16 protein-coding genes are annotated in these 15,282 nt (G+C 32.0%); 10 read left to right on the top strand and 6 right to left on the bottom strand.

The annotated features are described in order from the left end of the window. Positions 1–13 precede the first annotated feature (13 nt). Together DK442_RS06830 and DK442_RS06825 are read right to left on the bottom strand one after the other, a co-directional pair. On the bottom strand, positions 14–2,398 hold the full coding sequence (locus DK442_RS06830; RefSeq protein WP_109435119.1) for an RND family transporter: 2,385 nt from the start codon (positions 2,396–2,398) through the stop codon (positions 14–16). Positions 2,399–2,643: 245 nt separating this feature from the next. Then, a complete protein-coding gene (locus DK442_RS06825; protein ID WP_109435118.1) occupies positions 2,644–3,240 on the bottom strand; it encodes a TetR/AcrR family transcriptional regulator in 597 nt (198 codons plus the stop codon). A gap of 327 nt (positions 3,241–3,567) precedes the next feature. Between DK442_RS06825 and DK442_RS06820 the strand changes: the two genes are divergently transcribed. The 3 genes from DK442_RS06820 (at position 3,568) to DK442_RS06810 (ending at position 7,654) form a co-directional block, all read left to right on the top strand. Further along, complete coding sequence (locus tag DK442_RS06820) at positions 3,568–5,055, top strand: xylulokinase (protein ID WP_109435117.1); 1,488 nt, start codon at positions 3,568–3,570, stop codon at positions 5,053–5,055. Between the two features lie 4 nt (positions 5,056–5,059). Next, on the top strand, positions 5,060–6,385 hold the full coding sequence (gene xylA, locus DK442_RS06815; RefSeq protein WP_109435116.1) for a xylose isomerase: 1,326 nt from the start codon (positions 5,060–5,062) through the stop codon (positions 6,383–6,385). Positions 6,386–6,604: 219 nt separating this feature from the next. Further along, on the top strand, positions 6,605–7,654 hold the full coding sequence (locus DK442_RS06810) for an aldose epimerase family protein (RefSeq protein ID WP_109435115.1): 1,050 nt from the start codon (positions 6,605–6,607) through the stop codon (positions 7,652–7,654). Here the strand turns inward: DK442_RS06810 and DK442_RS06805 are convergent. The 4 genes from DK442_RS06805 to DK442_RS06790 all read right to left on the bottom strand — a co-directional run bounded on the left by DK442_RS06805 (position 7,651) and on the right by DK442_RS06790 (position 10,881). Further along, on the bottom strand, positions 7,651–8,679 hold the full coding sequence (locus tag DK442_RS06805; protein WP_109435114.1) for a LacI family DNA-binding transcriptional regulator: 1,029 nt from the start codon (positions 8,677–8,679) through the stop codon (positions 7,651–7,653). The two genes, DK442_RS06810 and DK442_RS06805, sit on opposite strands and share 4 nt — an antisense overlap. 147 nt (positions 8,680–8,826) lie before the next feature. Further along, positions 8,827–9,342, bottom strand: coding sequence for a cupin domain-containing protein (locus DK442_RS06800; RefSeq protein ID WP_109435113.1), 516 nt, complete (start codon positions 9,340–9,342; stop codon positions 8,827–8,829). Between the two features lie 12 nt (positions 9,343–9,354). After that, complete coding sequence (locus tag DK442_RS06795; RefSeq protein WP_109435112.1) at positions 9,355–9,963, bottom strand: FMN-dependent NADH-azoreductase; 609 nt, start codon at positions 9,961–9,963, stop codon at positions 9,355–9,357. Positions 9,964–10,017: 54 nt separating this feature from the next. After that, positions 10,018–10,881: a sigma-70 family RNA polymerase sigma factor gene (locus DK442_RS06790; RefSeq protein WP_109435111.1), complete on the bottom strand. Its 864-nt coding sequence runs from the start codon at positions 10,879–10,881 to the stop codon at positions 10,018–10,020. Between the two features lie 168 nt (positions 10,882–11,049). On the opposite strand from DK442_RS06790, the gene DK442_RS06785 reads away from it, so the two are divergent. From DK442_RS06785 to DK442_RS06755, 7 genes are all read left to right on the top strand, one after another. Continuing rightward, positions 11,050–11,637 carry a TetR/AcrR family transcriptional regulator gene (locus tag DK442_RS06785; RefSeq protein WP_160114077.1) on the top strand — a complete coding sequence of 196 codons (588 nt, stop codon included), beginning with the start codon at positions 11,050–11,052 and terminating at the stop codon, positions 11,635–11,637. Between the two features lie 61 nt (positions 11,638–11,698). After that, entirely contained in the window at positions 11,699–12,163 is a 465-nt protein-coding gene (locus DK442_RS06780) for a hypothetical protein (protein ID WP_109435109.1), read from the top strand. Between the two features lie 10 nt (positions 12,164–12,173). Beyond that, positions 12,174–12,491: a DUF3817 domain-containing protein gene (locus DK442_RS06775; protein ID WP_109435108.1), complete on the top strand. Its 318-nt coding sequence runs from the start codon at positions 12,174–12,176 to the stop codon at positions 12,489–12,491. Continuing rightward, a complete protein-coding gene (locus DK442_RS06770; RefSeq protein ID WP_109435107.1) occupies positions 12,488–12,850 on the top strand; it encodes a rhodanese-like domain-containing protein in 363 nt (120 codons plus the stop codon). Before DK442_RS06775 ends, DK442_RS06770 begins: the two co-directional genes overlap by 4 nt. Next, entirely contained in the window at positions 12,847–13,080 is a 234-nt protein-coding gene (locus DK442_RS06765; protein WP_109435106.1) for a hypothetical protein, read from the top strand. The genes DK442_RS06770 and DK442_RS06765 overlap by 4 nt, the downstream gene beginning before the upstream one ends. 35 nt (positions 13,081–13,115) lie before the next feature. Then, a complete protein-coding gene (locus tag DK442_RS06760) occupies positions 13,116–14,084 on the top strand; it encodes a GlxA family transcriptional regulator (RefSeq protein ID WP_109435105.1) in 969 nt (322 codons plus the stop codon). Positions 14,085–14,182: 98 nt separating this feature from the next. After that, on the top strand, positions 14,183–15,268 hold the full coding sequence (locus DK442_RS06755; RefSeq protein WP_200825096.1) for a DJ-1/PfpI family protein: 1,086 nt from the start codon (positions 14,183–14,185) through the stop codon (positions 15,266–15,268). Positions 15,269–15,282: the final 14 nt, after the last annotated feature.

Raw genomic sequence — 15,282 nt, 5'->3', positions numbered from 1 at the left:
AATATTGAATATGTTATTTATCAAGTTGTACTTGTGGTTTTAGTTCCTGCACAGGAGCTTTGGTTTCACTTTTTTTACTCACAAGAATAAGTAGTGAGGGAAGTAATATAAAATCGATAATTAGTGCGGCTAGAATAATGATAACCGTGATTCGAGCCATGTAACTATTTAAAGCAAACGATGAGGTAGATAGTACTGCAAATCCTGCCAGGAGAACTATGGTTGTCGTTACTAATGCTTTACCTACGGTTTCGAAGGCATAAATCACAGCTTGTTTTGAGTCATATCCAAGTTCTCTACGAGCCCGAAGAAACTTACTCATAAAATGAACCGTATCGTCTACTATAATTCCTAGAGTCATACCAAAAACGATAACCATACCAGTATTAATTTGTGCTTTGTACATAGCCCAAAAACCAAACCCAACCAAGACAGGAGTCACATTCGGGATAATACTTAAAAGCCCCAGCTTAAAGTTTCTTAAAGCAAACATTAATACTAAAGAAATCAAGATTAAAGCAATAATGTTTCCTTTAAACATACTATCGGCTTGACGAAACCCTAGTTTTGAAAACATAAGTGTTGGACTTACGCCTATAGTATGCATAGGTTCTGGAGTATTATTTTTTAACCAATTTTCTGCTCGTTTAGAAAAAGCAATCATTTCTGCACTCGAGATATTTTCGATAGTTACTGTTACTCGTGTCTCAGATTTATCTACATTAATTTGGTTATTTAGGTCTAATCCAAATGGAAGAGAAAGCTCGTATAATAATAGATATTGAGCAGCTTCTTCCCTGTTGCTGGGAACATTGTAATAAGCTTCATTATCGCCATGCATGGATCTATTTACCCTTCTGGCAACCTCGCTAAAAGCATTTACATGAACAACTTCTGGTTGTTCATCTAACCAGTCTTCAAACTCATTTAATTTTTTAAGATATTGTGGATTATTAATTCCACCACTTTCACCACTTCCTACAGAAAATTCAACATTGTATATTCCAGTTAAGTTGTTACTTATATAATCAGTATCACTTCTAAATTGTACGGTCTCATCAAAATAATTGATGAATTCATCATTAAATTGATTCTTGGTTGCCAAATAAGTAAGTCCACTAATGATAGCTATTGAAATCAAAGTGAGTTTTACGGGTTGTTTGGCTACAAAAAGACCAAGGTTAGTATACCATCCCAATTTTTCTGTTTCAGTTGTTTCTTTTTTCTCTTTAACTTTTACGGGTAAAATTGCCATTAGGGCTGGTAGTGCAGTTGTAGAGAAAATAAAGGCCATTGTCATTCCGAATGCTGTGATATTTCCGAGGTCCCAAAATGGAGGAACATCCCCAAAATTCATAGTTAGAAATCCAATAACTGTGGTTAAACTGGTGATGAAAACTGGCATAAAATTAAGACGCATGGACTCGGCTAAAGCTTCTTTTTTTGTATATCCGTCTTTACGCATTTTCTGAAGCATAGTGATCAGTATATGAATACTATCGGCTACAGCGAGAGTTAATATCATAGTCGGGAATACAGAAGAAGGAGGAGTGAGTTTAATACCCATAATACCTACAAACCCTATGGCGCTCATAATAGAGAATAATACAACAACTAAAGTAGCTAAGGTGCTAAAAAAGTTTCTGGTAAGAATCAATGTAGTAATGATTACAATAATTAGCATAATCATAGTTAACATCATATCTCTCATAGAAGATTCGAAGAAAGCTGTATTAAGAGGTACTAAACCTGAAGAATGTACCTGAAAATTTGGATGTTTCTCCTGAAAATCTGAAATGGCTCCACGAATAAAAGCAGTTACTTCTGGAATTTCTTTTGCACTATCTTCTCCTGGCAGTCTAACAGTAACGTTAATTGCAGTAACACTACCTTTTTCATTTAAAATGCGATTTACAAGTAAAGGTTCTTTAAGTGCTTTTTCTTTAATAATTTTGATTTCGGCATCTGTTTTGGATGCAGATTCATAGGATAAATCATCTACATAGAGATCATCTCCTTGTGCGCTTGTATGCTGAAAATTAGTTACAGCATCTACTCTGGAAGAGTAAGGAGTGTTCCAGGCTTCTGCAGTGAGTTCTTCAATCGCAATAAGATTTTCTTTGGTAAATATATCACCATTTGAAGGGGATAAAACAATAACAATATTGTCATCTTTGGTGTACTTCTCCTGTAAAGCATCAAAGGCTTCTAATTCAGGGTTAGATTCACTAAAAAATACGTGATAATCTCCATCAAATTCCATATTACCTTGTGAACCTAGCCCTAAAGCTAAAATCAGCGTTGTAATTAGTACGGGCCATTTAAATTTGATAACAAATTCAGCCCATTTTTTTGCAAACGTATTAGTAACGTTGCTCGCTTTTTTAAGTGCATTCATTTTTTTATTGATTAGTTGACCAGTCGACTTGTTGGTTAAAATAAGAAGACATGATGCGAGTTTTATATGTAGACGAATAAATGATTAATAATTGGACACGGTACGAAAGAAAAATTTAAATACTTGACCGGTCATCTATTTTTTTGATTGTTTATTGATTTATTAAATTTTACTTCATAATTATAGGTTAGAATTGTTTAATATTAAATAATTGACCAGTCATCTATAATGTGGTCAAAAAAAAATTATTTTAAAAATACCTTTTTTGTCATTTTTAAGAGGTTGTCAATAGGCGATGCACTTTGCATTTCTTTCATAGTCGTCATAGCACCTTTACCTGCATCTTCTATAAATTCTACCATGCTCACTACATCCATTGAGGCTTCAATTTCTCCTTGTTCTTGAGCTTCTAGAGCTACTTTTGTAATTTCTCCTTTTACAAAATTATTTTTTAGCAAAACGGCTTCACGAATATTGTCATTATGTTCTGCCATTTCATTACTTAAATTGCATCCCATACAGCCTAGTTTACATTCTAACTCTTTTTTGAGTACTTCAATCCTATACTCATAAAAATTGGTTAAACGTTGTTTGGGAGAAACTGATTTATCCTGTAAAATATTTAATGCAGGTGTAAATTGCGAAGAAAAATATTTATCCAGTGCTTTAACAACAAAATCTTCTTTACTATCAAAATAGAAATAAAAAGAACCTTTAGGTACTTCAGCGGCTTTAACAATATCATTTACGCTTGTACCATTGTACCCTTTTGACCAAACAATTTCCATACCTTTCTCAAGAAGGTGATCGGCTTTTGTTTCGTGTTTTAGGGTTTTTGACATTATCTTTCTTTTCCGACACAAAAGTATGACCAGTCGTCTAGTAAAACAAAATTTTAAATGTTAAAATTTTGTTTACTTACGTGCCTAAGGTTTAAAAATGAAGAATAAATGCTTTAGTAAGTTGATTATTTACTTAAACGTTTGAGAGAAAAAGAAATGTTTGTAAAAATGTTTGTATGTATTTGATATTTAATGTTTTGTGAGTTTTTGCTGCATGTAAATATTCTTTTTTTTCGCTTTTTTGAAAGTGATTTTTGGGGTTTTAAAGCATACTTTCTTTGAATGAAATCTTATAAAAATTAATTTAGAACCCTCAAAATGAATAGTATGTATTATATAGGATTTGACATCGGAAGCTCTTCAATAAAAGCAGCTTTAGTTGATGCCAAAACTGGTAAGTCGATTGCTTCAGTAAATGAACCAGAGGAAGAAATGGATATTATTTCGGTTCATAAAGAGTGGGCAGAGCAAAATCCAGAATTCTGGTGGCAAAATGTTTGTAAAGCTTCAAAACGTATTCTTAAAGAGAATATGATCGGTCCTGATCAAATAAAAGGAATTGGGATTTCATATCAAATGCATGGATTAGTGCTTATAGATGAGGATGGAGAATTGATCAGAAATTCTATCATTTGGTGCGATAGCCGAGCTGTAGAAATAGGAAATAAAGCATTCCAAGAGATAGGGGAGGAACAATGTATGACTACGTTACTCAATTCACCTGCAAATTTTACTGCTTCTAAATTAAAATGGGTAAGAGATAATGAACCTGAAAAATATAAAAAAGTACATAAGTTCTTATTACCGGGAGATTATATTGCTTATAAATTTACAGGAATTGCTAATACTACAAGATCTGGTTTATCAGAAGGTACACTTTGGGATTTTAAAAAGGATGAACCTGCAAAATGGTTATTAGAACATTATGATATAGATCCAGATTTGATACCAGAGGTAGTCTCGACCTTTTCTAACCAGGGAGAACTATCTTCAGAAGGGGCAGAAGAAAGTGGCCTTAGTGCTGGAATCCCCATCCTTTATAGAGCGGGGGATCAGCCCAATAATGCCTTATCCCTTAATGTTTTTAATGCGGGAGAAGTTGCTGCTACAGGAGGGACGTCTGGTGTTCTTTATGCGGTAACAGATACCCTTTATGCAAAAGAAGGAGTTAAGTTTAACAACTTTGCACACGTTAATCATTCTGATACAACTACAAGTATTGGAAAACTGTTATGTATTAATGGAGCTGGGATTCAGTATAGATGGTTGAAAAATAATCTTAACCTTGAGACGAATTCTTATCAGACGATGAATTCTCATGCTTCAAAAGTGCCTATAGGTTCTAATAATTTACAATTAATTCCATTTGGTAATGGCGCAGAACGAATGTTTGACAACCAAACCATCGGAACTCATATATGTAATATTAATTTAAATAAACATTCAAGGTCTCATATCTTTAGAGCAGCATTAGAAGGAATTGCATTTTCATTTGTGTATGGGATGGAAATTTTAAAGAAAGATGGAACAGATATTAAAGTGATACGTGCTGGTAATGATAATTTATTCCGTTCAGAGATTTTTTCAAATACTGTTGCAACCCTAATAAATCAGGAAATAGAAATTTATAATACTACAGGTGCCACAGGAGCAGCTCGAGCAGCAGGTTTGAGTGAAGGTACATTTAAAGATTTTGGTACGATGATTACTAAAAATGATCATGTAATGACATATCACCCACTTCAGAATAAAGAAGATTATTTGGAGGCGTATAATAATTGGAAAAAAGAATTAAAAAAAATCATAAAAGAATAAATAGATGGCTTTAGTTGGAGATAAAGAATATTTTAAAGGGATTGGAGATATAAAGTTTGAAGGTGTTACTTCGAATAACCCATTGGCATTTAAGCACTATGATGCTAATAAAGTGGTTGCTGGTAAAACAATGAAAGAACATTTTAAATTTGCTATTGCATATTGGCATACCTTCTGCGGCACAGGAGCAGATCCATTCGGGCCAGGGACGTTAAATTTTGCATGGGATTCATCTCAGGATGCCATTACGGCGGCAAAAGAAAAAGCAGATGCAGCTTTTGAATTTATTACCAAAATGGGATTTGATTACTTCTGTTTTCACGATTATGATTTGGTAAGAGAAGCATCGACATTTTCAGAATCTGAAAAAAGATTATCGAGCATTGTAGAGTATATAAAAGAAAAGCAAAAAGCTTCTGGTGTAAAATTATTATGGGGAACTGCGAATTGCTTTTCGAACCCGAGATACATGAATGGAGCTGCTACAAATCCTGATTTTAATGTGCTAGCGAGAGCTGGAGGTCAGGTAAAGTTAGCATTGGATGCAACCATTGCCCTAAATGGTGAAAATTATGTTTTCTGGGGAGGAAGAGAAGGATATATGTCACTTCTTAATACCAATATGAAAAGAGAGTTGGACCATATGGGTAAATTCCTTACTGCAGCAAAAGATTATGCAAGAGGGCAAGGGTTTACAGGAACATTTTTTATCGAGCCAAAGCCGATGGAACCTATGAAACATCAATATGATTTTGATACGGCAACCTCTATTGCTTTTCTGAAAGAACATGGATTAGATAAAGATTTTAAGATTAATATAGAAGTGAATCACGCTACATTGGCACAACATACATTTCAGCATGAAATACAAGTTGCTGCAGATGCAGGCATGCTAGGGAGTATTGATGCTAATAGAGGAGATTATCAGAACGGCTGGGATACAGATCAATTTCCAAATAATATTGCTGAGGTAACAGAAGCAATGTTGGTTTTCCTTAAATCTGGTGGTTTACAAGGAGGGGGCGTAAATTTTGATGCAAAAATAAGAAGAAACTCTACAGATATGGAAGATGTATTCCTGGCGCATATTGGAGGTGCAGATGTATTTGCAAGAGCTCTAACTATAGCAGATAAGATTATTTCATCTTCTTCATATGAGAGTTTAAGAGAAAAAAGATATAGTTCTTTTGATTCAGGTAATGGTAAAGCATTCGAAGAAGGAAAACTAGATCTTAACAAACTTTATGATATCGCTGTAGAAAATGGAGAATTAGAATTACAAAGCGGTAAACAAGAGCTTTTTGAAAATATTATAAATCAATATATATAAGATTTTTTTAGAATTTATTTTTTTGGTCTATTGAGTGTTCTTGAAGAATACTCTTAACAAACATAAAAACCAAAAACTACTATTTTAAATAGTAGTTTCTGGTTTTTTTTAAATGTTCAATTCGGATAGGTTGTGATATTTTGTAAAATAAATGATATTAAAGATTCTTACCGATTATATGTATAACTTTGATTAAATTACAATAAATAAATTTTTAGATTGAGGAAATTAAAAACACGAATACAGCAGAAATCATTTGGCTTTCATAATCAAAAAGAAGTATTCATTTTATCGATAAAAAATAACAATGGGATGCAATTGCAAATTACCAATTTTGCAGCAACCATTACGAGTTTAGAAGTACCAAATATTGAAGGAGAATTAGTTAATGTGGTTGTAGGTTTTGATACATTGCAGGACTATATTACAAAATCAGAAGGAAAAGAATCCAAGTTTTTAGGTGCTTCTGTAGGGAGGTATGCAGGTAGGATTTCTAAGGGAAAAATAATTGTAGGCGGTATAGAATATCAACTTCATAATGAACAAGGGGTTCATCTGCATGGGGGAAGAAAAGGTTTTGATGAAAAAGTTTGGGAAATAGATGATATCGATGAAGAAGAATTATCAGTTTCTCTTTCTTACTATAGTGAACACATGGAAGAAGGATATCCAGGGGCCCTTGGGGTTAAAGTGACGTATCAATTGACTAATGATAATGAATTAAATATTATATATCAGGCAATTTCAGATCAGGATACTATAATAAATCTTACAAATCATGCATACTATAATCTAAGTGGAGAGAATACAATTGCTGATCATGAGTTAAAGTTGAACTGCTCTACTTATTTAGAGGTTGATAAAAAACATTTACCAACAGGAAAAATACAGTCCGTTGCTAATACAAAATATGATTTTTTGGTATCAAGAAAACTAGATACACTTGAAGAAAAAGGAATCATTGATGATGCTTTTATTTTTGATAAAGAAAAAGAAGCAAAGGCATCTGTTTATTCTCCAAAAACAGGGATTCAGATGGATGTGTATACAAATCAACCTGCAGTTGTTATTTATACCTTGGAAGAATTTCCGGATTGGAACTTCAGAAATGGAGTAAAATATGGTACATTTCCTTCTATTTGTTTTGAAACTCAGAATTATCCAGACGCTCCCAATCATGAGCATTTTCCGTCTGCACTTTTAAAGGCAAAAGAACTTTATAAAAATAGCAGCACTTTTAAATTTAGTATAGCAAAAAATATACGTTAATAGAGAGGTTTGGTGGTTTCACGTTCTATGAGATTGGTCTTTATCACTTTTGTAGTATGAGACGTTTCAGAATTCTCATTTTCTAATTTTTCAATAAGCATTTTAGTAGCAGTTTCTCCCAAGTAGATACCATGTTGACTAATTGTAGTAATGGTGGGTGTAACATATCTAGGCAGGACTCCGTTAGTAAAACCAATAATAGAAATATCTTCAGGAACTTTATATCCTTTTGAAGAAACCATTTTTAATGTATTTACTGCAGAATCTTCTTCTAAGCATAACATAGCATCAACTTTTCTAGAGTCTAGCAAGGCTTTTAGTAAAGTATTGATATCGTTAAATTCATCCACTTTTAAGATAAGAGATTCATCTACCGGAATACCTGCTTCCAAAAGTGCTTTCTTATATCCTTCTAATCTTAGTTTCCCTACGCTTAGGTTATGTATAGTAGAAACAATAGCTATGTTTTTACAGCCAGTTTCTATAAAATGATTTGTGGCGTTATATGCTCCTTCTTTATCGTTAACAATAACTTTGTCACATTCAATATCATCAGTTACTCTGTCAAACATAACAATAGGAATGCCTTGATTTATTGTGTTTTGAAAATGAGTGAAGTTTTGTTTTACCTGCGTTTCTTCTGCTATAGAAAGAATAAAACCATCTAATGCAGAGTTTTTAAGAAGCTCCATTGCGCTAACCTCTTTTTCATAAGATTCATTAGAAATACAAGTGATGAGGTTATAGCCTTTTTCGGTAGCTGTCTTTTCTATACCAACAAATACTTTGGTGAAAAAATGATTTAAGATATTCGGAATAATAACCCCAATAGTTTTGGTCTTCTTATTTTGTAAGTTTAACGCAATACTATTGGGTTTGTAATGATGTTCTTTTGCGTATTCCTGAATTTTAGCTTTAGTCTTAGTGCTAATCTCGTAACTATCATTGAGAGCTTTAGAAACTGTAGCAATAGACACATTAAATTCATTTGCTATATCTTTTAAGGTTATTCTTTTCTTTTTCATTGTATGCGATAATAAATGCTCAATTTATAAGAAACATTTGAGATATAACAATAAACATAAAAAGAATGTAAAGGTTTATCAGGATAATTATCAAATCTGTTATCATCCTAAATTTAAATTTTCATATACTTAGTATTTTTGAAAACGCTATTTGTTTCTTATAGGCAACATATTCGCTGTGTCCACAGGAAAACTATCGTATTTATTATACAATTTTAAGTATTTTTCAGGATCAATAGGTTGATCACTAAGAGTTTCATTCAACCCTCTAAAAAAACCTTCCCGCTTTTGAGATGGATTGAACATAAGGGTTATGTTGACTTCTTCATTAGTGTCATTCTGAAATCCATGGGGAGTAAATCTGGGTGCATATATCACGGTACCTGGTCCAACTTTATAAGTAGTATTATCTGTACCGGTAATAATTGTTAATATTCCTTTATTTACAATAAAAGTTTCATCCATAAATCTATGATAGTGCAATTTTGCACCAATTGCTCGCGGAGCTAAAACAATATTGTAAACTCCCAATTGGTCATTAGACAATTTACTGGTAATTTTAAAAGTAAAAGAAATACCGTTCATAGTAAACGTTTCTCCTTCATTGGGTTGAACAACTACAGCATTGTTTTCTAATGCATCATTAAAAAAATCTTCTTTCATGGTATACTATTTTTAAATGTTTTCTTGAATTTGTTGATGAATTTCATTGAGTTTTTTTTGTAATACTTCTGGGTTAGAAGTACCTTCAATAGAAAATGTATTTTTTACATCAATACCAATGTGATGTAAAATTGCTTTTAGATAAGGCTCCTGAAAATCATATTTTTCCATTGGAGTTCCTTTATAAGAACCTCCTTTTGCAAGTGCTAGGTATGCTATTTTTTCTTTTAGCATTCCAAAATAATTCCCTTTTTCATCAACTCCAAATGTTTTGCCAACTCTGGTAACTTGATCAAAATAGGCTTTAAGATTAGAAGGAACGTTTAAGTTGTATAGCGGACTGCTAATAAGAATTTCGTTTGCATTTTCTAATTCACTAATTAACTCATTAGAGGTTGATAGTGCTTTTTTAAGGACGTTGTTGTGTTGGTGTTCTGGAGTATAAAAACCAAGGATAGTATCATTTTGTATGTGTGGTATGTGATATGTTGCTAAATCACGATATCGTACTTGGCCATCTGGATGATTAGATTTCCAATGTTTTTCAATAAAATCTGCAAGTTTCCTTGAATGTGAACCTTCTGTTCTTGAGCTGGAATCAATCCGTAACAATATTTTCATTTTCTTAAATTTTAGATTTGCTAATAAGACAAACCAGAAAAAGAAAACGTGACATTAATTAATATGCTCAGTAATGTTAATTAGCTTTTTAGGATCTATAATAGAGCTTATGCGATAGATTTTTTCATTATCATCAATAGAGAAAACCAAGCAAGATAATAGTTTGCCTTTTGTAAAATAAAGAATTGCAGGTTGGTGATTAATTTCTGTGAGCTTTACTTCTTGGTGTTGTAGAAATTTTTTGAATACTTCAAACATGAGGTCGATACATGCTGATTTTCCGCTAGTGTGATTTCGTAACACTTTAATTTCGTTACCACCATCAGCAACAATTTGTATATCTTCTGTAAAAAGTAATTCTAGTTTTTTTACATCCCTATCCTGGATAGCAGCGATATATTTTTTTAAATAGATATTGCTTTCACTACGTTTTAGTGTGTTATTAGGTCTTTTAGAGGTTCTGAGCTTTGATTTTGCACGGCTAAGTAGTTTTCTTGAATTTTCTTTAGTCTCCGAAATTACTTCTGCAATTTCCTGATGAGAATAGTTAAAAGCTTCTTTTAAAATAAAGACAGCTCTTTCTTTTACATTAAGTTGTTCCAGTAGAATGAGTAAAGAATAGGATATAATATCTTTTAGATGTAATGCTATATCTGACTCTTCTGTAGCAATAGGTTCTGGCAGAAGAATATCTCCAGAAAGGTTCTTTTTCTGTCTATTTTTGATATTTATAGCTTGATTAATAACACTGGTAATAAGATACCCTTTTTCGTTTTTAACGGTAGCATCTATTTTTAAATATTTACTTAAAACTTCCTGAACAACATCTTTAGCATCTTCTGCAGACCCTAAAATATTATAAGCGTAAGGAAACAAGAGGTTGTGATAGGTATGTAGATCTAAAGTGTCATTTTTCATTTCATAGTAGTGTTTAGAAATTATGAACGAATAGTATAGCTTTAATTTACATTGTAAAATAGATAAACTTTTCGTTTTAATACAATATGACAATTGAAACCTTATGAACGTGACATGCTTATTTTAAATAAATCTGTATATTTGTAAAACATACTAAATGGTAAGTTTTTGAAAAAAGGTGAATACACCAGGCATACGATTCTGGAGAAAGCGTTTGAGATATCCTACAAAAAGGGATATCAATCGACTAGTGTGGATGATATCATTGCGCTTACTTCAGTTTCTAAAGGGTCATTTTTTTATCATTTTAAAAATAAAGATGAAATGGGGTTGGCCATGATCAATGAAATAATGTATCCGGGGATGTATAAAGCATTAGTCATTCCTTTAAATGAGAATAAACCGGCAACTCAAAGCATTTATGATATGATCAAATCTATTTTGATTGAAGATCCTGCCTTTGATCCAAGATACGGTTGTCCTGCTGTAAATATTATTGAAGAGATGGCTCCACTTAATACTTCCTTTAACAAAGCACTGTCAAGACTTATTGATGAAATGCAAAATACCTTAGAAGAAGTCCTAACAAGAGGGAAAAAAGCTGGTCAAATTTGTAAAGAATTAAACGTAAAAGAATCATCTGTCTTTATTATTACAAGTTATATGGGGATTAGAAACCTAGGTAAGTTGTATGGTGTTGATTGCTATCAGGTATATTTAAAGGAGTTAAAAAGATACTTAAGCAGTATAGAGTAATTTTTTTTAATCAAAAACATACCGTTTGGTAAGTTTTAAAAAATAATAAGAGAAATAATATATGTATACTACAGTTTTGATCTTACATTCATTGGTAAAGTGGTGTGTTTTGTTAGCGTTAATATTGACGTTATACAGGTCTTATAAAGGGTACTTTTACAATTTACCATATTACAAAATAGATAATTCAATACGTCATTGGACTGTTACGATTGCTCACATTCAGTTAGTACTAGGAATTATTTTATACGCTCAAAGCCCAATTATTCAATACTTCTGGAGAAACCTTAAAGATGCTTTTTATGAAATGGATATAGTTTTTTTTGGTTTGATTCATTTTTTATTGATGTGCTCGGCTATTATAGTTTTAACGATAGGTTCTGCTTTAGCTAAAAGGAAATTGAATAAAAAAGATAAATATAAAACTACGGTGATCTGGTTTACAATCGCATTACTAATTATTCTAATAGCAATCCCCTGGCCATTTTCTCCTCTTTCAAATCGCCCTTACATAAGAACTTTTTAAACTCATTATAATGAAGAATTATTTAAACTCTACTATCGGAAGATTAAGAATATTAGGATATCTTGAGGGATGTTCTTTATTGTTATTGATGTTTGTAGCTGTTCCGGTTAAGTATATGCTTCGAGAACCAATTCTGGTAAAATTTATAGGACAGGCTCATGGAATATTCTTTGTACTTTTTGTTTTTAATACATTGAAGGTTGCAGTAGAACAGAAATGGAATTTTAAAAGAACAACAAGTAAAGTTATTATTGCTTGTTTCTTTCCTTTTGGCACTTTTTATATCGATAAAAAAATACTTAAAGAAATACATCAATCTACATTATGAACAAAATACTCTTAACACTTATACTTGTAATCATCATATATGGTACTTATAAAATATATCAGCAAGTAAATATTGCCAAGGACTTAGATCGTTTAGTAGCAAAAGGTGCAATTATTTTAGATGTTAGAACTTCAAAAGAGTTTTCAGAAGGTCATATTAATAGCGCTATTAATATGTCTCTTGGTAGCATAAGAGAAAGGTATATTGAGCTGGATACAAGTAAAATCTATATTACTTGTTGTTCTCATGGATTGAGAAGTATTAAAGCAGTGAATTTATTAAAAGAGCGGGGGATTAAAAAGGTATACAACGGAGGTATCTGGAGCGATCTTGAAGAAATCATAAATGAGAACAAATGATTTTAGTATTTAAAACGACTGTAACTTCTACTGAAAAAGCAAATTCGATCTCACCATTTATAGATGCATTACCAGCAATAATTAGGTGGAATTTTGATCTGGAAGATTGCGATAATGTATTAAGGATCGAATGTACAAATGATATTTCACAAGAAGTTATAGATCTACTCAAAAGAAATGGAATTGAATGCGTAGATTTAGATTCTGAATTGCTTTTTGATATGGATTAAAGTTTATTTAAAATTCAAAACATAATTTTAAGTCATTGCATAAGGATAATAATACAACTAGAAGAAAGGTTCTTTTTGTTGTACCTCCCAAGGTACATCTCTTAGATATCAATGGTCCTGCTCATATTTTTTACGAAGCAAAGGAGTACGGAGCTGACGTAGATTTACATTTTGTAACTCCAACTATAGAAAATAAAGTAACCAGTAGTGCCGGACTTATTTTTTCTGACTTGATTCATTTTAGTGAGTTTCAACTAACGGATAGAGATTTTATATTTGTACCAGGTATATATTTCTCACTTCTTCAGAACTCTCATTTTATTAAAAATTGTACTCCTTTTTTTGAATGGTTATCTATCCAGAATAACAAAAGAGTTCATATTTGTTCCGTTTGTACGGGTACATTTTTGCTAGCCGAATCTGGTATTCTGGAGAGAAGATCATGCACTACACATTGGAAAAGGTTAGAGACATTTAAAAAGCGATATCCAAAAATAGATGTGAAGGATAATCGATTATTTGTTATAGATGACAATGTTTATACGAGTGCTGGAATCTCTTCAGGAATCGATCTGGCATTATATATTTTGGAAGAAAAGTTTGGAAGTAAAATAGCAGTTGATGTGGCAAAGGAAGCCGTGATTTATTTTAGGAGAGGTGAATTTGATCCACAGCTTAGTATCTATCTTCAATATAGGAATCATCTTGAGGAACGAATTCATAATGCTCAGGAATTTATAATTCAGAATATACATAGATCATTTAATATTTCTGATATAGCTGAAGAAGTGCACATGAGTTCTAGAAACTTAACTAGATTATTTAAGAAAACTACAGGAATAACTATTCATTTGTATACAGAAAAACTTAGAGTAGAAAAAGCATTAAATCTACTTTCAGAGAAAAATAAAATTGAGTTAATAGCTGATGAATGTGGGTTTAAAAGTGTTAGTCAGTTAAGAGTGGTCTTAAATAAATACAGAAAACACCTTCCTGATTTTTAATGTTCTTTTAATAGAAATAATGTCCCAAAATCATCCTATTCTGTCCTTTTAATAAATAGCAGTCATAATTAATTTTGTAGTAATCAATCTTAGATACTATGAAAATTGCTGTCATATTACTCTTTTTTTTAGGTACCAATTTGTGTTTTTCTCAAGGAGTGGTAGTCCCAGAATTTTTTTTAGCATCTAATGATAAAAAAATCTATGTCTGCCCTCCATGCAATAGAAGATGTGATGATTTAGAATTTGAAACAGCAGGTGTTTGTGAGCATTGTAATATGAAGTTAATTACACAAGAAGAAATAAAAGAATCGCCTAAAAAAAATCGTATGAAAGTTGGATTTTATTTACAATCCGGAGTAGAGATATTGGATTTTGCCGGACCAATGGAGGTTTTTAATTATTCGGGATATGATGTCATTACAATTTCCAAAAATAAAGATCAGGTATTTGTTCAAGGGATACTAAAAGTTACCCCTGATTATGATTTAGAAGATGCGCCCTCTGTTGATATTTTAGTTTTTTTTGGAGGTAATGCCATTTTACCTTCAAAAGATCCAAAACTTATAGAATGGCTAAAGCAACAGAAGAATACGAAGTACTATTTCTCGGTGTGCAGCGGAGCTTTAATATTGGCAGAAGCAGGAATTTTGAATGGCAAGCAAGCAACAACGTTTCGCAATACTTTGGATGTTTTAGAACAAAACTATCCCAAAATAGATGTTTTAAGAGGGGTTAGATATGTTGATAATGGAAATGTGATTACCACTGCAGGTGTATCTGCAGGAATAGATGGGGCTTTACATATGGTTGCCAAACTCAATAGCTTAGCAATAGCAGGAGAAACAGCTTTTTATATGGAGTATGATTGGGTGCCAAATCGAGGAGTAGTACCATGTGAAGAAAACCCTTATAAAGACATGAACAACATCAAAATCTTGCAACAGTATAGAGGGGTTTTTATGTCAATATCTACTGAAGAAATATCTATTAAACTGAATAAAGAACAAGGTCAACTTCACCTTTTTAAAGAGGGGAGGTTATTTCCAATATTTTATCTAGAGAAAGATAGATTTTTGACATCACACTCTTCTCATATAATGAACTTTAAAAGAAATGAAAAGGATATCATTATCGGACTTGAAACTAGTGAATATAGAGGAGTATTCTTTAAAAAACAATAATTAATCTCATACAT

The sequence above is a fragment of the Aquimarina sp. AU119 genome, from assembly GCF_900312735.1.
Classification (GTDB): Bacteria; Bacteroidota; Bacteroidia; order Flavobacteriales; family Flavobacteriaceae; genus Aquimarina; species Aquimarina algiphila.
The sequence above is the reverse complement of the archived record's forward strand: the minus strand, read 5'-3'. Positions and strand labels throughout refer to the sequence as shown.